The following is a 21,252-nucleotide window of genomic DNA, read 5'->3' on the forward strand; positions in this document are numbered from 1 at the left end:
TCTCCGATCCATGGGTGAACTCGCCGGTAACTTCGATGTCGTCATCGTCGGCTCCGGGTTCGGTGGCAGCGTGGCCGCGCTCCGCCTGACCGAGAAGGGCTACCGCGTCGCCGTCCTGGAGGCGGGACGCCGGTTCGCCGACGACGAGTTCGCCAAGACCAGCTGGAACCTCCGCAGGTACCTGTGGGCGCCGCAGGTCAAGTGCTTCGGCATCCAGCGCATCCACCTGCTGCGCAACGTCATGGTGCTCGCCGGGGCGGGTGTCGGCGGCGGCAGCCTCGTCTACGCGAACACGCTGTACCGGCCGCTCAAGCCGTTCTACGAGGACCGGCAGTGGGCGCACATCACCGACTGGCAGGACGAGCTGGAGCCGTTCTACGACCAGGCGAGCCGGATGCTGGGTGTCGTCACGAACCCCACGACGACCCCGAGCGACGTCGTCATGCAGAAGGTCGCGAAGGACATGGGCGTCGAGGACAGCTACCACGCGACGCCCGTCGGCGTGTACTTCGGCGAGCCGGGCAAGAAGGCGGCCGACCCGTACTTCGGGGGCGCCGGGCCGGAGCGGACGGGCTGCACCGAGTGCGGCAGCTGCATGTCGGGCTGCCGGGTCGGCGCCAAGAACACGCTGGTCAAGAACTACCTCTACCTCGCGGAGAAGCTCGGCGCCCAGGTCTTCCCGCTGACCACGGTCACCCGGCTGAGTGAGGACAACGGCACCTGGACCGTCGACACGAAGGCGACCGGCGGGAGGGCGACCAGGACGTTCACGGCGAGCCAGGTCGTGATCGCCGCCGGCACCTGGGGCACTCAGCAGCTGCTGCACAAGGCGAAGGCCAGCACGCTGCCGAAGATCTCGGGCAGGCTCGGCGAGCTCACCCGGACCAACTCCGAGTCGATCATCGGTGCCGCCCGCTACTCGGTCGACCCGGACAACGACTTCACGCAGGGCGTCGCGATCACGAGCTCCATCCACCCCGACGAGATCACGCACATCGAGCCCGTCCGGTACGGCAAGGGCAGCAACGCCATGGGCATGCTGCAGACCCTCGCCACGGACGGCGCGCTGAGCACGCCGCGGTGGCTGCAGTTCATCAAGCAGGCGGTCCGGCACCCGCTGCGGCTGCTCCGGCTGCTGAGCGTGCACCGGTGGAGCGAGCGGACCGTGATCCTGCTGGTCATGCAGAGCCTCGACAACTCCATCACCACGTTCCTCAAGCGCGGCAAGCTCACCAGCAAGCAGGGCCACGGCGAGCCGAACCCGGCGTTCATCCCCGCCGGTCACGAGGCGAACCTGCTGGCCGCGAAGCACATCGACGGCATGGCCGGCGGCACGTGGGGCGAGCTGTTCAACATCCCGCTGACCGCGCACTTCATCGGCGGCTGCGCGATCGCGAGCGATGAGGAGCAGGGTGTGATCGACCCGTACCACCGGGTCTTCAACTACCCCGGACTGTCCGTTGTGGACGGTTCGGCGATCAGTGCGAACCTCGGCGTGAACCCGAGTCTCACCATCACCGCGCAGGCCGAGCGGGCGTTCTCCCTGTGGCCGAACAAGGGTGAGCAGGACCAGCGGCCCGCACAGGACCAGCCCTACCGGCGGATCAGCCCGACGAAGCCGAAGAACCCGGCGGTTCCCGATCAAGCTCCAGCCGCTTTGCGGTTGCCGATCGTGAAGGCGTCCTGAGCTGGTTTCATTTGGCTACGGTGGAGGCATGGCCAACAAGCCGTTCGCGTCCAGCGCCGACCTCGCCCCCAAGGACGAGGTCTTCGTCGAACTCGCCGAGGGCGTCTACACCCTGACCGCCGAAGGCGACCCCAACGTCGCGGCCATCGAGGCCGAGGACTTCCTGATCTGCTTCGAGGCACGCGCCACCCCAGCGGCGGCCAGGAGGTGGCTCGCGCAGCTGCGCAAGCACACCCGCAAGCCGGTCCGGTACCTCGTGCTCAGCCACTACCACGCCGTGCGCACGCTCGGGGCCAGCGCGTTCGAGGCCCAGGAGGTCGTCGCCCACGAGATGACGCGGGTGCTGATCGCCGAACGGGGGCAGCAGGACTGGGAGAGCGAGTTCGGCCGCATGCCTCGGCTCTTCGAGCAGCCGGAGGAGATCCCCGGCCTGACCTGGCCGACGCTGACGTTCTCCGACCGCATGACGATCCCGCTCGGCGGCGAACGGGGTGACCTGGTGCTGCAGTTCCTCGGGCGCGGGCACACGGCGGGTGACATCGTGGCGTGGTTGCCGCAGCAGCGCATCCTGTTCGCGGGTGACCTGGTCGAGTCGCAGGCCGCGCTCTACACCGGTGACGCGTTCCACGACGAGTGGGCGACGTCCACTTTGGACGAGATCGAGGACCTGGGCGCCGAGGTCCTGGTCGGTGGCCGCGGCAAGGTCGCGCGCGACCGCATCGAGGTCGAGGCCGCGATCAACCAGAGCAGGCACTTCCTCAACGAGCTGCGCCGCACGGTCGGCGGCGTCCACGCCGAGGGCGGCACGCTCAAGCAGGCCTTCGAGCTGGCGCACACGACCCTCCAGGCCCGCTACGGGCGCTGGCCGATCTTCGAGCACTGCCTGCCGTTCGACGTGAAGCGCTACTGGGACGAGTGCGACGGCAAGGACTGGCCGGAGATCTGGACCGCCGAACGCGACCGCGCCGTCTGGGACGCCCTGCAATGACGGTCCTGGTGGTCGGTGCCGGGCCGGTGGGGCTGGCGTCGGCGCTGTTCCTCGCGAGAGCCGGCGTGCCGAGCATCGTTCTGGAGAAGGAATCCCGGCGTGTGCAGACGGGCAGCCGCTCGATCTGCGTCCAGCGCGACGTCCTGGAGATCCTCGAACGGATCGGCGTCGGTCAGGCCGTCGCCGACGCGGGCGTCACCTGGTACACCGGCCGCACCTACTACCGCGACCGCGAGGTGCTGACCCTGACCTTCCCGGAGGCCGAAAGCTTCCCGCCGTTCGTGAACACCCCGCAGACCGTCGTCGAACTGCTGCTGGAGGAACGGGTCCGCGCCGAACCCCTGATCGAGCTCCGCTACGGGCACGCCCTCGAAGCCCTCCACCAGGACGAAGAGAGAGTGTCCACACAGGATGGAATCAGGGCCACGCACTGCATCGCGGCGGACGGTGTGCACTCGACCGTGCGGCAGCTCCTGAACATCCCGTTCGAGGGCTTCTCGTTCGACGACCGGTTCATCATCGCCGACGTTCGTGTCGACCTGGACTTCGAGACACCCGAGCGCCGCTTCTACTTCGACCCGCCGTGGAATCCTCGCCAAGGAGGAGCCGGGCCCAGGCAGGTCCTCCTGCACCCGCAACCGGACGGCGTCTGGCGCATCGACTGGCAGGTCGCCGAGGACGTCCAGCTCACCGACGCCCACGTCCGCGCGATCGTCGGCGACAAGCCGTACGAGATCGTCTGGCAGTCCACCTACCGCTTCCACCAGCGCAGAGCGAGAACCCTGCGCGACAACAGGGTCCTGCTCGCCGGCGACGCCGCGCACGTGATGAGCCCGTTCGGCGCCCGCGGCCTGAACTCCGGCATCTGCGACGCCGACAACGCCGCCTGGAAGATCGCCGCCGACCGGAGAGGCGAGGCGGGCCCGCACCTGCTCGCCTCCTACGACACCGAACGCGGTGCCGCCGCCGACGAGAACCTCCGCATCACCGGCGACACGATGCGATTCCTCGTGCCGGGGAACGAAGAAGAACGCGCGCACCGGCAACGGGCGCTCGAATCCGGCGAGGGCATCGACTCGGGCAAGCTCTTCACCCCGTTCTCCTACGAGAACTCCCCGCTGACGACGGACGGCGGCCGGCTGATCCCGAACTCCCGCACCGCGGGACCGGGTTTCACCACCCGGGACGGGTGGCTGATCAGGCCGGACGGTCACGTCGTCGCACACCGTTGCGACGAACAGGTGAAACGGCGTGCGCTCGGCTGGTAGGGGGCAACCCGTGACGAGCGCCGGACGTGCTCTCGCCATGGGGGTAAACAGGCGAACTTTCTTGCAGGGAACCGCACTCGGCGTTGCGAGCTTGGGGATGGGCACCGCGACGGCCGCAGCCGCCGGCACCGGCTGGGCGAAGCTGCGCAGGAGGCTGGGCGACAGGCTCGTGCTGCCGCAGGATCCGGGGTACGACGAGCTCCGCGTGCCGTGGAACACGATCTACGCGCACCGCAGGCCCGCCGCCATCGCGAAGTGCGTCCGGCCTGAGGACGTGCAGGCGTGCCTCGAGTTCGCGTCGCACGAACGCATACCGGTCGCCGCACGCAGCGGCAAGCACAGCTACGCGGCCTACTCGCTGCCCGAGAACGGCCTGGTCGTCGACCTCGCCGCGATGTCGGCGGTGGCCGTCTCCGGCAACCGCGCACGGATAGGTGCGGGCGCGCAGCTCCTGCCCGTCTACGAGGCGATCGGCGCCGCGGGCCAGGCTCTGCCCGCGGGGACGTGCCGCTCGGTCGGCATCGGCGGGCTCACGCTCGGCGGCGGCATCAGCGTGATCGGCCGCAAGTACGGCCTCACCAGCGACCACCTGCTCAGCGCAAGGATCGTCACGCCGGACGGGTGTCTGCGCACCGCGTCCGCGCACCAGGAACCCGACCTGTACTGGGCGTTGCGCGGTGGTGGTGGCGGCAACTTCGGCATCGTCACGGAGTTCACCTTCCGCACCGATCCCGCACCCGAGCTGACCGTGTTCAACCTCGCCTACCCGCCGGGGTCGTCGGCGGACGTGTTCGACGCCTGGCAGGGGTGGATGGCCGAGGCGCCCGACGAGCTGTGGTCGAGCTGCAAGGTCGAGGCGAAGCCGGTGTCGTACCCCAACGTCGGCGGCGTCTACGTCGGACCGAGGAAGGACCTGCTGCCGTTGCTGGACAGGATGCCCGCGGGGACGCGCGAGGTCCACGACATGAGCTACCTGGAGACGATGCGCTACTACGCGGGCAATCCCGGGCCGGGATCCAGGTTCGCGGCGTCGTCGCGCATGCTCCGCCACCACGTGCCGGGGGAGCGGGTCGCGGGCCTGATGGACGGGCAGGACGACGGCGCGATCCTGTTCGACTCGTTCGGCGGCGCACTCGCCGGGGTCGCTCCGGACGCCACGGCGTTCCCGCACCGCGACGCCCGCGCCAGCGCGCAGATCTTCATCGGCGCGGAGAAGCGGACGGAGGCGGAGGCACGCGGGATCCTCGCGGGCGTGCGGGACGGGCTCGGCGCGGGCAACACCGGGTACGTGAACTACATCGACCCGGAGATGCCCGACTGGCCGACCGCCTACTACGGCCGCAACCTCGCGCGACTCAGGAAAGTCGCGCGACGCTACGACCCGGACCGCGTGCTGGCGTTCCCCCAGGGGCTGTAGCCGGGAACCAGGGCTAGATCTGGATCCCGGTCAGCACGGTCACCCGTTCCTCGGTGAAGTCCTCCATCGCCGACCGGACGCCCTCGCGCCCGGTGCCCGACCCCTTCACGCCGCCGTACGGCATCTGGTCGGCGCGGTAGGACGGCACGTCACCGATGATCACGCCGCCGACCTCCAGTTCGGCCGCGGCCTCGAACGCCACCTGCACGTCACGGGTGAACACCCCGGCTTGCAGCCCGTACTTGGAGTCGTTGGCCTGCGCGAACGCGTCCTCGACGCCGTCCGCGACCGACACCACGAGCACCGGCCCGAAGATCTCCTCGGTCCACACCTTGGCGGTCTTCGGCACGTCGGTCAGCACGGTCGGCTCGACCGTCGCCCCGGTCCGCTTGCCGCCCAGCAGCACCTTCGCGCCGACGTCGGTGGCCATGTTGACCCATTCCTCGACGCGCCGGGCGTTGTCCTCGTCGACCAGCGGCCCGACCTCGACCTCCGGGTCGTGCGGGTCTCCGGTCTTCAGCGCGGCGACGGCTTCCACGAGCTTCGGCACGAACTCCGCGGCCCTCGAGCGGTCCACGACGACCCGCTGCACGGCGATGCACGACTGGCCGGCCTGGTAGTTGCCGAACGTCGCGATGCGCTGCGCCGCGTGGTCCAGGTCCGTCCAGTCAGGACAGATGATGGCGGCCGCGTTGGAACCCAGCTCCATCACGACGTGCTTGCGCGGCGCGGCTTCCATCAACGACCAGCCCACCTTCGTGGACCCGGTGAACGAGATCACCGGCAGCCGCTCGTCCTTGACCAGGGCGTCCATGTCCTTGCCGCGCACGGGAAGGATCGAGAAAGCGCCCTCGGGCAGATCGGTCTCGGCCAGGACCTCGCCCAGCAGCAGCGAGCTCAGCGGCGTGGCGGAGGCGGGCTTCACGATCACCGGCGCACCCACCGCGAGCGCCGGCGCGACCTTGTGCGCCACCAGGTTCAGCGGGAAGTTGAACGGCGCCACGGCCAGCACCGGCCCGCGCGGCACGTGCCGGACGATCGCCATCCGCCCCGCGCCACCGGCATCGGTGTCGAGCCGCTGCAGCCCACCGGTGAACCGGCGCGCCTCCTCCGCGGCGAAGCGGAACGTGTTGACCGCGCGCTGCACCTCGACCTCGGCCCACTTCAGCGGCTTGCCGTTCTCGGCGGTGATCGTCTCGGCGATCTCCTCGGCGCGTTCGGCCAGCGTCCGCGACACCTGCAGCAGCGCCTCGGCCCGCACGTGCGCGGGTGTTCGCCGGAACTCCTTCGCGACGGCCGCGGCCGCCGCGACAGCGCGTTCCACCTGATCTCTGCCCGGCACGGCCACCGAGGCGACCGCGGTGCCGTCGAACGGGTGGAAGACCTCTAGCGCCTGCTCGCCCTGCTCGGGGCGGCCGGCGACCCAGCACGGCCTGGGTTGCGGCGTGAACGCGTCCATGAGACTCACGTTAAGCCCTATTGGCCTGCACGTACTCGATGAGTCCCAGGTAGTAGTCGTCATGCCGCTCGGCCCGCTGGAGCACGAACGCCGGATGTTTCCGAATCGTCTGGATCATGTCGTCCAGCCGGATCAGCACGTGCTCGGCCACGTACTCGATCCCGTACGTCTCGCAGAACAGCCGGGTGCGCCGTTCGCGGTCGTCCGGCAGCGCGAGCACGAACTGGACGACCGCCCAGCTGACGTCCCACCAGCGAGGACCCGGATGCGCGCCGTCCCAGTCGAACACCCCGGTCGGACGCCCGTCCGCGAACACGATGTTGTACGGCGCGAAATCACCGTGCAACACCACCTCGACGGGCTCCCTGGCAGCGAACTGCCACCCGTTCAGCTCGCCAACAAGCGGGGCCGTGGCGTCGTGCAGCCGCCGCAGCAGCAGCGCTGACTCGATCAACGCCTCGTCACTCGTCGGGGGCACGTGGCCAACGTCACCGGGCAGGTAGCTGAGCAGTTCGTGCTCGGCGTCGAGCCCGAGCGGAACCGGCGCGATCCCCAGAGGCGCCAAGCGCCGCAACAACTCGTGCACCCGCGGTGCCCACGGCCCGGCCGGTCGTCGCACCGCGTCACCCACCCTGAACACCTGGTTCAGCCCGCCACCGGTCAGCAGTTCACCGTCCACGCATGAGATCCTTGGCGGCGTGTCCGACACCAGCAACCGCCCTGTTCTCGTCGTCGACTTCGGCGCCCAGTACGCGCAGCTGATCGCCCGCCGCGTCCGCGAGGCCCAGGTCTACTCCGAGGTCGTTCCGCACACCGCGTCCGTCAGCGAGATCCTCGACAAGAACCCGCTGGCCATCGTGCTGTCCGGTGGCCCGTCGAGCGTGTACGAGGAGAACGCCCCGCAGGTCGACCCGAAGCTGTTCGAGACCGGCGTCCCGGTCTTCGGCATCTGCTACGGCTTCCAGGCGATGGCACGCGCACTCGGCGGCGCGGTTGAACAGACCGGCACCCGCGAGTACGGCCGCACGGACCTGAGCGTGCCGACCGAGGGCGGCGCGCTGCACCAGGAGCTCCCCGCGAGCCACCCGGTGTGGATGAGCCACGGCGACGCCGTCACCAAGGCGCCCGAGGGCTTCACCGTCACCGCGACCAGCGAGGGCGCGCCGGTCGCCGCGTTCGAGGACACCGAGCGCCGCTTCGCCGGCGTGCAGTACCACCCCGAGGTGCACCACTCGCCGCACGGCCAGGAGGTGCTGCGCCGGTTCCTGCACGAGATCGCGGGCATCCGTCCGCAGTGGACCACGTCGTCCATCGTGGACGAGCAGGTCTCGCGGATCCGCGAGCAGATCGGTGACGGCAAGGCGATCTGCGGCCTGTCCGGCGGCGTCGACTCCGCCGTCGCGGCCGCTCTGGTCCAGCGCGCCATCGGCGACCGCCTCACGTGCGTCTTCGTCGACCACGGCCTGCTGCGCTCCGGCGAGCGCGCCCAGGTCGAGCGCGACTACGTGGCCGCCACGGGCATCCGCCTGGTCACCGTCGACGCGCGCGAGCGGTTCCTGAACGCGCTGGCCGGCGTCACGGACCCGGAGGAGAAGCGCAAGATCATCGGCCGCGAGTTCATCCGCGTGTTCGAGCAGGCCGAGCGCGACCTCAAGGCCGAGGGCGACTACAAGTTCCTGGTCCAGGGCACGCTCTACCCGGACGTCGTCGAGTCCGGCGGCGGCGCGGGCACCGCGAACATCAAGTCGCACCACAACGTCGGCGGCCTGCCGGACGACCTGCAGTTCGAGCTGGTCGAGCCGCTGCGCGCGCTGTTCAAGGACGAGGTCCGCCGCGTCGGCACCGAGCTCGGCCTGCCCGAGACGATCGTGCAGCGCCAGCCGTTCCCCGGCCCCGGCCTCGGCATCCGCATCATCGGCGAGGTCACCCAGGACCGCCTCGACACGCTGCGCCAGGCCGACGCCATCGCCCGCGAGGAGCTGACCCTCGCCGGTCTCGACCGGCAGATCTGGCAGTGCCCGGTCGTGCTGCTCGCGGACGTCCGCAGCGTCGGCGTCCAGGGCGACGGCCGCACCTACGGTCACCCGATCGTGCTGCGCCCGGTGTCGTCCGAGGACGCGATGACCGCGGACTGGACGCGCCTGCCGTACGAGGTGCTGGAGCGGATCTCGACCCGGATCACCAACGAGGTGGCGGAGGTCAACCGCGTGGTGCTGGACGTGACGTCCAAGCCGCCGGGCACCATCGAGTGGGAGTAAAGACGTGAAAAGGCCCCCTGGCTCGCGAGCCAGGGGGCCTTGTCACGTCAGTTGTTCTTGCGCCTGAGCGAGTTCGTCAGCAGCACCAGGCCGACCACGATGGCCGTCCCCCCGAGCGCCCACCGGAAGTCGAACCAGAACGACCCGTTGCTCAGCACGTAGGCCGCCATCAACCCGCCGCCGAGCCCGAACACCAGCGTCACGGGGTCGATCCGCCTGCGCATCCCCTGCTCAGTCACGGAGCACCTTCACCTCTCCGACGCTCGCCTGCACGTCGAGCTCGATCTTCAGGCCGCCCTCGCCGTTCTCGCCGAGGTCCTCACCGCTGACGTCCACGCTGCTGCCCTCGGCCCGCTTGCCGAGGCAGTCGAGCTCCCCGATGGACGAGGCCTCGCAGCGGTACGTCACGTCCGCGTTCTTCGGCACGTGCACCCTGACCTCGCCGAGCTCCACCTCGATCGCGGTCTTCACGTCACCGGAGTCCGGCAGTTGCCGCAGGTCGAGCACGACGCTGCCGACGCTCGTCTCGTACCGCTCGCGGACGTTCTCGACGGTCTTGGGCGTCTCGTTGAAGCTGCTCAGCCTCGTGGGGTCGCCGTCGAAGTCGAGGGCGGTCAGGCCGAAGCCCGCCACGGACACCGGGATCAGCAGCCAGATCAGGCCGCGGCCACCGCCCGTGAACGAACCGATCAGCAGGCCCGCCGCCAGCACCGCGAGCACCAGGCCGACGGTGTGCGCCACGGTGAACCACGGCACCCAGACACCCGCGATCGCGGATGCGGCGACCACCAGCGTCGCCACGCCCAGCGTCATCAGCCCGACGCGCGGGTTGCGCGGCCGGCGCATCGGCGGCTGGGGCGTCGGGGCGGGAGCGGGTTCGGGCAGGTCCCACGCGAACGGAGCTGCGCCCAGCGGGTCCCAGGCCGGCGCCCCCGGCGCCGGTGGTACGGGCAGGGGTTCGGTCGACGCGGCCGGCTGCAGGTGTCCCCGGTTCTTCTGCAGCAGGTAGATGCACGCGACCGTCGCCGCCAGCGTCACGAAGACCTCGAACCCGCTGTTGCCCCCGAAGGTGAACGCGAGCGCCGGGAACATCACGATGGCCAGCAGCACCGTCTGACCGTGCGACATCGAGCTGGAGCCCTTGCTGATCAGCGCCTCCAGCGGCGAGACCGCGTCGCCCTCCTCGGGCAGCAGCAACCAGCCTGCGAGGTACACCGGGACACCGACGCCACCCGCCAGCGCGAGTGCGACGAACGCGATCCGGACGATCACCGGGTCGATCTGGTAGCGCAGGGCGATACCGGTGGCGACACCACCGGCTTTGCGACCTGCACGGGGCCGCACCGGACGGTGGGCCCAGAACTCTCTGAGCGTGTCCGCCACGCCCTGCATTGCCTTCTCAGTCCCGCTCACGACGACAAGGTTGCGCCGTCACGCCTGGAACCACATCAGGGACCAGCCCTGATTCGCGGAACCGGGGTCATCCCTGATGAACAACGCGCCGTCACGTGTGACGATCAGTTCGTGAGTGCACGCATTGAGCCGATGCGCCGTCGACGCACCGGCCGGGTGGTCGCGGGCGTGGCCAGCGGACTGGCCGACCACCTGGGCGCACCCGTCTTCTGGGTGCGCGCGATCTTCGCCGTGCTCGGCGCGTTCAGCGGTGCCGGGATCATCGCCTACGCGTTGCTCTGGATGTTCGTCCCGCAGTCGGCGGTGGCGGAACCGGAGACGGACAAGGACCGCAAGGAGTGGCAGCAGGCCGTGGGCCTCGCCGCCCTCGGCATCGGCGTCGCGGTGTTCACCGGCCTGCTCGGGGGAGCGTGGAGCGGGTGGATCACCGGGCCGATCGCCGTCGCGCTGATCGGTGCCGCCGTCGTGTGGCGTGAGGCGGACGAGGCGCAGCGGCGCCGCTGGAGGGACGGGGCCTTCTCGCAGGGCAGGGCGGGGATCGTGCGGACGGTCGCGGGAGGCGCGCTGGTCGTGGCGGGGGTCGCCGCGTTCCTCGTGGCGAACGACTCCGTCCAGAACCTCTCGACCGTCGTGCTCTCCGTGCTGGCCACGTTGATCGGTGTCGCGGTGCTGACCGTGCCGCTGTGGATGCGGCTGGTCCGCGATCTCGACTCGGAACGCCGTGCGCGCATCCGCACCGAGGAACGTGCCGAGATCGCCGCGCACCTGCACGACTCCGTGCTGCAGACGCTGGCCCTGATCCAGAAGCAGTCCGAGTCGCCGCGCGAGGTCAAGCGCCTGGCCCGCGGCCAGGAACGCGAGCTGCGCAGCTGGCTCTACGGCCGCGAGGTGGGCGAGCTGCCGCACTCCATCAGTGTCGCGATCGCCCAGGCGTGCGCGGAGGTCGAGGACGACTTCGCCATCGCGGTCTCCCAGGTCGTGGTCGGCGACTGCGAGCTGGAGGACGGGATGTTCGCGCTGGTGCAGGCGTCGAAGGAGGCGATGGTCAACGCGGCCAAGCACGCGGGGGTGGCCGAGGTCAGCGTCTACGCCGAGGTCGAGCCGGAGAAGGTGACGGTGTTCGTGCGCGACCGCGGCAAGGGTTTCGACCCCGACGCGGTGCCGGAGGACCGGCATGGCCTCGCGGGCAGCATCCGGGGGAGAATGACCAGGCACGGCGGGGAGGTGCGACTGCGCACGGCTCCGGGAGAGGGGACCGAGGTGCAGCTCGAGATGCCGAGGAAGACGGAGGCCAGGACATGAGCGTCAGGGTGTTCCTGGTGGACGACCACGCGTTGTTCCGCGCGGGGGTCAAGGCGGAGCTCGACACCATCACCGACGAGGTGGACGTGGTCGGCGAGGCGGGCAGCGTCGGCGAGGCGGTGGCGGGCATCGCGCACCACAAGCCGGACGTCGTGCTGCTGGACGTGCACATGCCCGACGGCGGTGGTGCCGAGGTGCTGCGGCAGATCCGGACCAAGATCCCCGAGGTCACGTTCCTCGCCCTGTCGGTCTCCGACGCGGCCGAGGACGTCATCAACGTCATCCGCGCCGGTGCGCGCGGGTACGTGACGAAGACGATCTCCAGCCAGGAGCTGGTCAGGGCCGTCGTGCGGGTGTCGGAGGGCGACGCGGTGTTCTCGCCGCGCCTGGCAGGGTTCGTGCTGGACGCGTTCGCCGACCGGCCGGGTGCCGCGCCGATCAGCGACCCCGAGCTCGACCTGCTGACGCCGCGCGAACGGGACGTCCTGCGGCTCCTCGCCCGTGGCTACGCCTACAAGGAGATCGCGTCAGAGCTGTTCATCAGCGTCAAGACGGTGGAGACGCACGTGTCGAGCGTCCTGCGGAAGACCCAGCTCTCCAACCGGTACGAGCTCTCCCGCTGGGCCACCGACCGCAGGCTGGTCTGACGGACTTGGTCACGAAGGTCGCCCGCGGTGCCACCGAGGTGCTGGCGCCGTGGGTCTGGGTGATTCTGCTGCCGTTCGGGGTCGCCGCCTCGACGGAGAGCTTCTGGAAGACGCTGCTGTGGGGGTTCGTGGTCGCCCTGACGGCGTCCGTCATCCCGATGGCCGTCATCGTGCGTGGCGCCCGCAAGGGCAAGTGGGACGGCCACCACGTCACGAACCGCGAGGGCAGGCTCGTCCCGCTGGTCACGGCGGGCGCCTCGCTGGCGGCCGGCACGGTGATCATGGTCCTGGGCGGCGCTCCGCGGAGCATGCTCGCGCTGGCGGGCAGCATGTTCGCCTCGCTGGTCGTCAGCATGGCGATCACGTTCGGCGCGAAGTGGAAGATCTCGCTGCACGCCGCGGTGGCGTGGGCCGCCGTGGTGACGCTGGCGATCGTCCACAACCCGTGGTGGCTGCTGCTCGCGCTGCCCGCCGCGCTCGTGGCGTGGTCCCGCGTCGAGCTGGGCGACCACACGACGGCCCAGGTGCTGGCCGGGTCCGTGATGGGCGTGGTCGTCGGCGGCGGCAGCTTCTGGCTGCTCAGCTGATCTGCGTGATGCTGGTGAGCCGCATCTCGTTGTTGACGGCGGCGACCTCGGCCTCGTAGACGCCGTTCTTCTGCTCGCCCAGGTCCGTCTGCAGTGCAAGGTCGAACGTCACCACCCAGTTCGGGCCGTGCGACCGGACGGGCACGCTGGACAGGGAGCACTTGACCGAGGAGTAGCCCTTCCACCGCGCCACGTACTTGTCCTGCGGCTCGGTCGCCCGTTCGTAGAGGTTGCGCCACGCCACGTCCGGGTGGGCGGGGAGCTGGCCGTAGTGGTCGAGCACGAACCCGGCCGCCTCACCCGCGGTGAAGTAGCGGGGCTGCTGTTGCTGGAAGTCCGACTGGTGGACGGGGGTGCCGCCGCCCTGGGTGCCGTTCCAGTACGCGGCGGCCGCGCCACCACCGATCGCGAGCACCGCGATGACGGCGAGGATGGCGAGGATCCGGCGGTTCGGCGGCTTGAGCGTGCGTTGCTGCGGGATCTCCAACGGCTGTGACGGCTGCGGCTCGGCGGCCAGCAGGTCGGCGGCCTCCTGCGCGGCCGGCCTGTCCTTCGGGTCCTGCGAGAGCAGCCGCATGAGCAACGGGGTGAGCTCACCGGCGTTCTTGGGATCGCGGAGCTGTCCGCTGGCCGCGCGGTAGATGAGGCCGAAGCTGTTGTCGCTCGGCCCGAAGACGGACTCGCCCTCGATGGCCGTGTAGATGGTGGCGCCGAGCGAGAACACGTCGGACGCCTCGTCGGGCTGCTCGCCGCGCGCCACCTCGGGTGCGAGGTAGGCGGGGGTGCCCGAGATCATGCCGGTGTCGGTCATCGTGCCGTCGCCGCTGGCCTTGGAGATGCCGAAGTCGGTGATCTTGACCGTGCCGTCGTGGCCGATCAGGACGTTGCCGGGCTTGATGTCGCGGTGGACCAGTCCGGCCGTGTGCGCCGCCGCCAGCGCCGAGGCGACCTTGGCCCCGATGCTCGCCGCCTGGGCCGGCTTGAGCGGCCCGCGCTCGGCGATCAGCGCCGAGAGGCTGTGCGACGGCAGGTACTCCATGACGATCCACGGCTCTTCGTCGTCGCTGGACACGACGTCGAACACCGCGATCGCGTGCTGGTGGTGCAGTCGCGCGGCGTTGCGCGCCTCCCGCTTCGCCCGCTGGTGGTCACCGGTGATGAGCTGCTTGACCGCCACCTCGCGGGCCAGCACCTCGTCGCGTGCTCGCCAGACCACCCCCATCGCACCGCTGCCGATGCGCTCGAGCAGCGTGTAGCGGCCCCCGATGGTTGTCACACCGTGAGACTAATCAATCGCGCAGACGCACATCTGCGGTTCCCCGCCCGGAGGGTGGTGCAGATCGCGCCGAGTGGGTCCGCCGGTGGGGACTCGCGTCTGGAACCTTCTCGGCATCACCGCTGGTCCTGGCCGGTCTCCGGTGACGAGCTGGTCGGCCACGCTGCCCCGCGTGCCGGCACCTCGCCCCGCGCCCGTACGACCACCCCGGACCAACACCCGCGGGACTAGTCGATCGTCGAGACCAGCTTCTGCAGCTCCCGGTCGAAGTCGATCCACAGGTCCTCCTCGCCCGGCTGGACGACGTCGTAGGAGCTGTCCAGGAACTCCGCCACGTCCTCGGCGACGGCGCTGAGGATGGCGAACCCGGTCGGCGCGTTCAGCTCGACCAGGACGCGCTCCGGGTCGTCGGAGGCGGGCCGGACCAGGATGTCGCCCTCACCGGACGGCGTCAGCAGTCCGTCGGCCAGCAGGTCGCGGGCGAACATCCACTCCACGCGGCCGGAGCCCGTGAAGAAGACGATCGCGACCGCGTAGGGGTCCTCCGGGTCGTAGACGAGCTCGGCCTCGACCGGCGCGGGAGCCGCTCCGGGGGCGAGAAGCTGAAAAGTCGTCCGGGTGGTGACCTTCAGGTTGTCGTTGTTCATGTCGATGTCCTTCCCAGGCTGGTCTCCATGTCCGCTCACAAAGAGGAGACGGCCGAGCAGCCTGATAAGGACGCGATTCGTCTCGGAACCATCCTAACGGGGGAGACGTGCGTCTCACCCCTCAGCGTTTGACCAGGTCGCGCGTCTCGTTTGGTGAGACGGTTTGACCTGCCGCGACGGGCTTCCTCCGGGTCAGCGCGACACCCAGGAGCACCACCAGCATGCCGACGACGACCCTCGCGTTGAGTTGCTCCCCGAGGAAGATCGCTCCAAGGAGTACCGACACCACGGGCAGGAGGTAACCGACGGTAGTCGCCGTCGTCGCTCCCTCGTCGGCGATGACGCGGTAGTTGAGGATGAACGCCACGCCGGTGCCGAAGACGCCGAGGATCACCACGGCGGCGATGCCGACCCAGTGCAGGTGCAGCGGCTGCAGGCCGCCGAACGGCGTCGCCAGGAGCAGCATTCCCATCGCGGTGGTCAGCTGCATGGCCGCGAGCTGCGTCGAGCTCGCGCCGGTGTTGACCAGGTAGCGGCCGGCGTAGGAGTAGCCGATGGCGTAGCTGGCGGCGCCGATGAGGCACAGCACCGCACCCCAGCTCGCGATGCTGTTGGCCGACTGCCACGGCGCGAAGATCACCAGCACGCCCGCGAAGCCGAGCACGAGGCCGAGCACCCGCACCACGTTGTTGATCTTTTCCGAGCCGAGCACGAGGCCGATGGCCAGCGCGAACAGCGGCGTCGTGGAGTTCAGCACGCCGGAGACGCCCGAGTCGACGGTCTGGCCGCCGAACGCGAACAGCGTGAACGGGACGGCGCTGCCGAACAGGGCCACGAAGAGCATGTGACCCCAGATCCGGCGGTCTCGCGGCAGGCTCATCTTCGCCAGCGCGAGCACGACGAACAGCACGACCGCCCCGAAGAACGTCCGCACGAGCGAGATCTGCAGGGGCGCGAGACTGCCGAGCGCGAGCTTCATCCAGAGGAAGCTGGATCCCCACAACAGGGCGAGCACGCCCATCCTGATCAACGTTCCGCGTTGGGTCACCCATCAACCATGCGCCCGCGAACACGTGAAAACAATTTAATTGTTCTGGGAAACATTTAAGCACCGCTGTAAGGTCGAGGCATGTTGGACGTGCGACGAATGCAGGTGCTCCGGGCCGTCGTGAGCACCGGTTCCATCACCGCCGCGGCGACGAACCTCGGCTACACGCCGTCCGCCATCTCGCAGCAGGTCGCGGGTCTGGAGAAGCAGGCGGGCATGCCGTTGCTGGAACGCGTCGGCAGAGGTGTCCGGCCGACCGCGGCGGGCCGCCTGCTCACCGAGCACGCCGGCCGCCTCGCCGAACAGCTGGCCGAGGCCGAGAGCGCCCTCACGGCGTTGCGCAACGGCTGCGCCGGCGTCCTGCGCGTCCGCTACTTCGCCACGGCGGGAGCGGCGCTCGTGCCGCCCGCGGTGGCGGCGTTCCGGGCCGAGCGCTCGGGGGTGGAGCTCGACCTGAAGCTCACCGAGCCGACCGACCCCTTCGTCGAGCTGGCCGCGGGCCGCGCGGACGTGGCGATCACCGTCCTCGAACCCGACGCGCCCGCTCCGGAGGGCATGGTCGCGCGGCACCTGCTCGCCGACCCGTTGTACGCGGTGCTCCCGCGGGGCCACGCCCTGGCGCGCAAGCGCGTGCTCGACCTCGCCGAACTGGCGGACGAGCCGTGGATCGACGCGGAGTGCGGTTCCAGCGGTCTGTGCGCGAACTTCGTGAGGAACGCCTGCGCGGGTGCCGGGTTCTCACCGCAGGTGGCCGTGGAAAGCGACGACTACGCGACCGCGCAGGGATTCGTGGCGGCCGGGCTGGGCGTCACGATCATTCCCCGGCTCGGGCTGGGATATGCCCACCCCGGCGTTGTCGTGCGCAAGGTGCGCAATCCGGAACCCGTCCGGCACATCCACGTCGTGTACCGCGAAGACGCCGCGTGGAACCCCGCCGTGCTGACCCTCGCGGAAGCCCTGGAGAAGGCCGCAAGGGCCTCCTGACCAGGGCTCGCGATCAGTAGGAGCCGAGCGACTTGTCGCTGTGCAGGAGGAAGTTGGGGCTCTTCCACTCGAACGAGATGCCCCGGCGTTCGGTGGTCGTCCCGCCGCTCTTCTTCGTGTACTCGACGTCGACTTCCCAGTAGAAGCCTTCTTTTTCGGTGGCCTTGATGATCTTGGCTTCCTTCATGCCCGACCAGAAGGTCTGGAAACCGCTGTAGCCGCCGGCGAAGGTGCCCTGGAAGTTGCCGTTGCCGAGCTTCCAGGCTTCTTCCGGGGACTTGGGCGCGGTGTCGAAGTACTCCTCGAGGAACGCCTTCATGTCGTCGGGCTGGGGCGAGCTCGTCCACTGGCCGGCCTTGCCCGCCGACTTCGGCGGCGTCGACTGCTTGGTCGGTTCGTTGCCCTGGGTCTGCTGCGTCGAGGTGTTCGCGCCCGCGTTGTTGTTGGTGCCGTTGCCGCCACCGTTGGAGATCATGCTCGCGAACATGATGCCGATGACCGCCGCCGCCACGATGGCGAGCGCGGTGTAGACCGTCGACTTCTTGCTCTTCAACGACGACGAGGCGGCTGCCTGCCTCGGGCGCTGCGAGTACTGCGGCGCGGCGGCGGGGCGGTGGTTCGAGGGCTGCTGCGCGGACGCCGTGCGCGACGGCGGCGTGTGCATGTCCACCCGCGTCGCGTTGGGTGGCGGCGGTGCCTGCTGGTGCCCCTGCGGCGGCGTGAGGGCCCGCGTGGCGGCCTGCTGCTGCGGCTGCTGCACCGGCGCACCGCGCCACGACGGCGGGTGGGTCGGCGCGACCACGGCGGGGGTGAAGGCGGGGGCGGCCTGGCCGTTCGCGACGGCGGCGAGCGCGTCACGGGCCTCGGCCATGGTCGGGCGCTCTTCCGGCTCCGCGCGCAGCAGGCGCATCAGCAGCGCGGTCAGCGGGCCGGCGTTGCGCGGCGGGTTGACCTTGCCGGACGCGACCTTGTGCAGCAGCGCGATGGTGTTCTCGCTGAGACCGAACGGCGGTTCGCCCTCGATCGCGGCGTAGAGCGTCGAGCCCAGGGAGAACACGTCGGACGGCGAGCCCGGGTCGTAGCCCTTGGCCACCTCGGGCGCGAGGTAGGCGGGGGTGCCCGCGAGCATGCCCGTCGCGGTGACCGTGACGTCACCGGTCGCGCGGGAGATGCCGAAGTCGGTGATCTTGACCGTGCCGTCGTCGCCGAGCAGCACGTTGCCGGGCTTGATGTCGCGGTGCACGATGCCGGCGTTGTGCGCGGCGGCCAGCGCGGAGGCGACCTGCATGCCGATCGACGCCACGTCCCGCGGGGGGAGCGTGCCGCGTTCGGAGAGCACCGCCGAAAGGCTCTTCGACGGCAGGTACTCCATGATCAGCCACGGCTGGCTGTCGTCCTCGGCCACGTCGTAGACGGCGACCGCGTGGGGGTGTTGCAGGCGCGCGGCGATACGGCCCTCGCGCATGGCACGTCTCTTGGCCTCGTCCGTGTCAGCTTCGGCTAGTCCAGGCTGCAGGAGGAGTTGCTTGACCGCGACTGTGCGGTGCAGGCGTTCGTCGTGTGCCGTCCAGACGACGCCCATGGCGCCGCTGCCGATCCGCTGGCTCAATCGGTAGCGACCAGCGACCAATCGGCCATCGTCGGTCACAGTTGCTCCCCGCTGTGCGGTCACTTGCTCTCTGTTCAACGGATGATCACACCTTCGGGTTCAGATCACCCATCGGTGCGGTTACCCACCTTACGAGATTTCCACGACGTAATTGCGCTTAGCCCAGTCAGCTCGTCGTCACTACCGAGCTCGGCGGTGGCGAAGACGGCGGAGCCGAACTCGACGGCCTCGTGGTCGTCGTAGTGGTCGTAGTCGTCGTCGTGGTGGTCGTGGTGGTGGTCGTCGTAGTGCTAGACGTCGTTTGCTGCGTTGTCGTTGCCTCGGGCGTGGTTGTGGTCACCTCGGGCAACGAAGTCGTCGGTTCCACCGTCTGCGAGGAGCTCGCCGGCGGTGCGGACGGGGTCTGCCGCTCTTTGTTGAACACCCCGAGTGCGACCATCAGACCACCGATGACCAGCAGCAACGCCAGCACGACGGCAGCGATCACCAACGGCTTGTTGTTCTCCTGACCCCTGGCGGGGGCCATCGGCGGAGCGGTCCGCGGTGGCGCGGTCCGAGCCACCGGCCGGACCACGCGGGTCCGGTCGGGCTCCACGATCGTCGTCGGGTCCGGCCCGTCGGTCACGGCCAGGCCGCTGAACGAAGGCGAACGGCCGTGCGCGACCGCGTTGAGCACCTCGCGCGCCTGGGACATCGTAGGCCGGTCGTCCGGCTCGAAGTTCAGGAGGTACAGCAGCGTGTCGGCGAGCGGGTGGTCGACGGTCGGCGGGTTGATCCGCCCGGCCGCGACGGCGTGCAGAACACCGAGAGTGTTCTCGCTCACTCCGTAGGGCGGCTCGCCCTCCATCGCGGCGAACAGCGTGGAGCCGAGCGAGTAGACGTCCGAGGCCGGCGTCGGGTCCTGGCCCCGCGCGATCTCCGGAGCGAGGTACGCGGGCGTGCCGGCGATCAGGCCGGTCTTGGTGACCGTGATGTCGTCGGACGCCCGGGAGATGCCGAAGTCGGTGATCTTGACGACGCCGTTCTCGGCGATCAGCACGTTGCCCGGCTTCACGTCGCGGTGCACGATCCCCGCCGCGTGGGCCGCGGCCAGCGCCGCCGCGCACTGGGCGCCGATGCTGGCGACCTCGACCGGGTCCATCGGCCCGCCCTCGGCCAGCGCGTCGGCCAGGCTGTAGGACGGCAGGTACTCCATGACCAGGCACGGGACGCCGTCTTCCTCGACGACGTCGTACACGGCGATGGCGTTCGGGTGGTGCAGCTTCGCGGCGATGCGGCCCTCGCGCATGGCGCGCTGGATGGCCTCGTCCTGCTCGGTCTCGTCCAGGCCGGGCGCGAGCAGCAACTGCTTGATCGCGACCTCACGGCCGAGGCGTTCGTCGTGGGCGCGCCAGACGATGCCCATCGCGCCGGAGCCGATGCGGTCGAGGAAGCGGTAGCGGTCGGCGATCAGACGGCCGTCCGAGGTGCCGGACGTCGTCACAAGCCCACCCCAGGGGTGCTCGAAGGCGTGACTGCGGCTGCGGCAGCAGATCCCACGCTCGTGCTCCTCGTGCGGTAGTCAGCGGGTCGTCCGGAATGCCCGCACAGGGTACCTGTCGAGGGGCGCCGCTGAGCTACCTGTCGTACTTCAGTTCACAGGGGCGAAGAAGTCGAATCCGCCGACGGTGTCGCCCACGGTGTTCAGCACCGGGTCGAGGATGCCGAGGTCCACGCTCACGTCGACCGGGTTCGCCGGCGGCGGCAGCGGGTTCTCGGAGCTGGGCGGGGGCGTGCTGTTGCTCGGCGGGGTGGCCGTGGACGAGCTCGGCGGCGGAGGAGGCGTCTCGCTCGACGGCGGCGTGCTCGGCGTGCTGGTCTCCGTGGGCGTCGACGGCGTCGTGGTCGAGGTCTCGGAGGTGGGCTGCTGCGTCGGCTGCTGCGTGGGCGTCTGGGCCTGCTGCGTCGGACGCTGCTGCTGGGTCTGGACGTACGGGGCGACGCGCGTCGTCGGGTTCGCCGAGGTCGGGTCTGCCTGCTGCGTCTCGGTGGCGTCGGCCTGCTGGGTCTTGTTCGACGGCAGCTTCACGACGCCTTCGGTGCCGGCGCTCGCGCCCCGGGCCTGGGCGCGCTCGTCGAACCGCACCTCGGCGAGCGGGCGCTCGTCGGGCGAGGACAGCCAAGAGGAGGCGGCGAACGCCACGGAACCGCAGATGATGACGCCACCGCTGGCGGCGGCGGCCAGCTTGCCGACGGTGAACCCGCCGCGCTGGGTGTCGTCGGCGCGGCCCTCACGGCGGAGCAGCTCGGTGATGTGCAGCTCCTTCATGGGCTGCTTCTTCGCCTTGCCGCCCGGCGCCTTGACCGGCTTGAACTTGACCGTCGGCTCGAACGCCGCGGGGGTGATGTCGTCGGTGATCACCGGGATCTCCACGGTTTCCGCCTCGCGGCGGGCGATCAGCTCGGCGACGGACAGCTGGCCGGTCGACTCGGCCGACCCGTTCAACCGCCGACGATGGTCCTCAATCGACACCGCTCGTTCACCCTTCCAAGTTCGCGTACGCGTACTGGCGGGAACATGGATACCGAATCGTGACCCGAGATGTAACCCCTATGGGGGAATTTTCACGGCCGCAACCCGGTTTCCGCGACGAGCGGTCACCGTTCGACTGCGAACGGCGAG

19 protein-coding genes are annotated in these 21,252 nt (G+C 70.0%); 9 read left to right on the plus strand and 10 right to left on the minus strand.

The window, feature by feature from the left end; genetic code table 11:
- Positions 1–10 precede the first annotated feature (10 nt).
- The 4 genes from ORI60_RS43380 (at position 11) to ORI60_RS43395 (ending at position 5,360) form a co-directional block, all read left to right on the plus strand.
- Complete coding sequence (locus tag ORI60_RS43380; RefSeq protein WP_266043828.1) at positions 11–1,687, plus strand: FAD-dependent oxidoreductase; 1,677 nt, start codon at positions 11–13, stop codon at positions 1,685–1,687.
- 28 nt (positions 1,688–1,715) lie between these two features.
- Complete coding sequence (locus ORI60_RS43385) at positions 1,716–2,675, plus strand: MBL fold metallo-hydrolase (protein ID WP_266043829.1); 960 nt, start codon at positions 1,716–1,718, stop codon at positions 2,673–2,675.
- Positions 2,672–3,943: an FAD-dependent monooxygenase gene (locus ORI60_RS43390; RefSeq protein WP_266043830.1), complete on the plus strand. Its 1,272-nt coding sequence runs from the start codon at positions 2,672–2,674 to the stop codon at positions 3,941–3,943. Before ORI60_RS43385 ends, ORI60_RS43390 begins: the two co-directional genes overlap by 4 nt.
- Before the next feature lie 97 nt (positions 3,944–4,040).
- The gene (locus tag ORI60_RS43395; RefSeq protein WP_266043831.1) at positions 4,041–5,360 is read left to right on the plus strand and encodes an FAD-binding oxidoreductase; all 1,320 of its coding nucleotides are present in this window, start codon (positions 4,041–4,043) and stop codon (positions 5,358–5,360) included.
- Between the two features lie 13 nt (positions 5,361–5,373).
- Here the strand turns inward: ORI60_RS43395 and ORI60_RS43400 are convergent, their stop codons facing one another.
- Both ORI60_RS43400 and ORI60_RS43405 read right to left on the minus strand, forming a co-directional pair.
- The gene (locus tag ORI60_RS43400; protein ID WP_266043832.1) at positions 5,374–6,819 is read right to left on the minus strand and encodes an aldehyde dehydrogenase family protein; all 1,446 of its coding nucleotides are present in this window, start codon (positions 6,817–6,819) and stop codon (positions 5,374–5,376) included.
- Between the two features lie 10 nt (positions 6,820–6,829).
- A complete protein-coding gene (locus tag ORI60_RS43405) occupies positions 6,830–7,498 on the minus strand; it encodes a phosphotransferase family protein (protein WP_266043833.1) in 669 nt (222 codons plus the stop codon).
- Positions 7,499–7,517: 19 nt separating this feature from the next.
- Between ORI60_RS43405 and guaA the strand changes: the two genes are divergently transcribed.
- Positions 7,518–9,077 carry a glutamine-hydrolyzing GMP synthase gene (gene guaA / locus ORI60_RS43410; RefSeq protein ID WP_266043834.1) on the plus strand — a complete coding sequence of 520 codons (1,560 nt, stop codon included), beginning with the start codon at positions 7,518–7,520 and terminating at the stop codon, positions 9,075–9,077.
- A gap of 47 nt (positions 9,078–9,124) precedes the next feature.
- On the opposite strand, the gene ORI60_RS43415 is transcribed toward guaA, so the two are convergent.
- Positions 9,125–9,316 (minus strand): hypothetical protein, encoded by a 192-nt coding sequence (locus ORI60_RS43415; RefSeq protein WP_266043835.1) that lies wholly within the window; start codon positions 9,314–9,316, stop codon positions 9,125–9,127.
- Positions 9,309–10,490, minus strand: coding sequence for a PspC domain-containing protein (locus ORI60_RS43420; protein ID WP_266043836.1), 1,182 nt, complete (start codon positions 10,488–10,490; stop codon positions 9,309–9,311). The genes ORI60_RS43415 and ORI60_RS43420 overlap by 8 nt, the downstream gene beginning before the upstream one ends.
- 132 nt (positions 10,491–10,622) lie before the next feature.
- Here ORI60_RS43420 and ORI60_RS43425 point away from each other — a divergent pair, with 132 nt between their 5' ends.
- From ORI60_RS43425 to ORI60_RS43435, 3 genes are read left to right on the plus strand one after another with little or no spacing between them, the layout of a single operon-like run.
- Positions 10,623–11,792, plus strand: a complete 1,170-nt coding sequence (locus ORI60_RS43425) for a PspC domain-containing protein (RefSeq protein ID WP_266043851.1) — start codon at positions 10,623–10,625, stop codon at positions 11,790–11,792.
- The gene (locus ORI60_RS43430) at positions 11,789–12,439 is read left to right on the plus strand and encodes a response regulator (RefSeq protein ID WP_090067146.1); all 651 of its coding nucleotides are present in this window, start codon (positions 11,789–11,791) and stop codon (positions 12,437–12,439) included. The genes ORI60_RS43425 and ORI60_RS43430 overlap by 4 nt, the downstream gene beginning before the upstream one ends.
- A 5-nt stretch (positions 12,440–12,444) precedes the next feature.
- Complete coding sequence (locus ORI60_RS43435; protein WP_266043837.1) at positions 12,445–13,026, plus strand: hypothetical protein; 582 nt, start codon at positions 12,445–12,447, stop codon at positions 13,024–13,026.
- On the opposite strand, the gene ORI60_RS43440 is transcribed toward ORI60_RS43435, so the two are convergent.
- The 3 genes from ORI60_RS43440 to ORI60_RS43450 all read right to left on the minus strand — a co-directional run bounded on the left by ORI60_RS43440 (position 13,019) and on the right by ORI60_RS43450 (position 15,997).
- Positions 13,019–14,302 (minus strand): serine/threonine-protein kinase, encoded by a 1,284-nt coding sequence (locus ORI60_RS43440; protein ID WP_266043838.1) that lies wholly within the window; start codon positions 14,300–14,302, stop codon positions 13,019–13,021. The genes ORI60_RS43435 and ORI60_RS43440 overlap by 8 nt on opposite strands.
- A 227-nt stretch (positions 14,303–14,529) precedes the next feature.
- Positions 14,530–14,949, minus strand: coding sequence for an SsgA family sporulation/cell division regulator (locus ORI60_RS43445; protein WP_266043839.1), 420 nt, complete (start codon positions 14,947–14,949; stop codon positions 14,530–14,532).
- Between the two features lie 121 nt (positions 14,950–15,070).
- Positions 15,071–15,997, minus strand: a complete 927-nt coding sequence (locus ORI60_RS43450; RefSeq protein WP_266043840.1) for a DMT family transporter — start codon at positions 15,995–15,997, stop codon at positions 15,071–15,073.
- Between the two features lie 81 nt (positions 15,998–16,078).
- Here ORI60_RS43450 and ORI60_RS43455 point away from each other — a divergent pair, with 81 nt between their 5' ends.
- Positions 16,079–16,981: a LysR family transcriptional regulator gene (locus ORI60_RS43455; protein WP_266043841.1), complete on the plus strand. Its 903-nt coding sequence runs from the start codon at positions 16,079–16,081 to the stop codon at positions 16,979–16,981.
- A gap of 13 nt (positions 16,982–16,994) precedes the next feature.
- On the opposite strand, the gene ORI60_RS43460 is transcribed toward ORI60_RS43455, so the two are convergent.
- From ORI60_RS43460 to ORI60_RS43470, 3 genes are all read right to left on the minus strand, one after another.
- Entirely contained in the window at positions 16,995–18,590 is a 1,596-nt protein-coding gene (locus ORI60_RS43460) for a protein kinase domain-containing protein (RefSeq protein ID WP_416234594.1), read from the minus strand.
- 166 nt (positions 18,591–18,756) lie between these two features.
- A complete protein-coding gene (locus ORI60_RS43465; RefSeq protein WP_266043843.1) occupies positions 18,757–20,073 on the minus strand; it encodes a serine/threonine-protein kinase in 1,317 nt (438 codons plus the stop codon).
- Between the two features lie 147 nt (positions 20,074–20,220).
- Positions 20,221–21,075: a hypothetical protein gene (locus ORI60_RS43470; RefSeq protein WP_266043844.1), complete on the minus strand. Its 855-nt coding sequence runs from the start codon at positions 21,073–21,075 to the stop codon at positions 20,221–20,223.
- Positions 21,076–21,252: the final 177 nt, after the last annotated feature.

Origin of the sequence: Lentzea sp. NEAU-D7 (assembly GCF_026242055.1) — a bacterium.
Classification (GTDB): Bacteria; Actinomycetota; Actinomycetes; order Mycobacteriales; family Pseudonocardiaceae; genus Lentzea.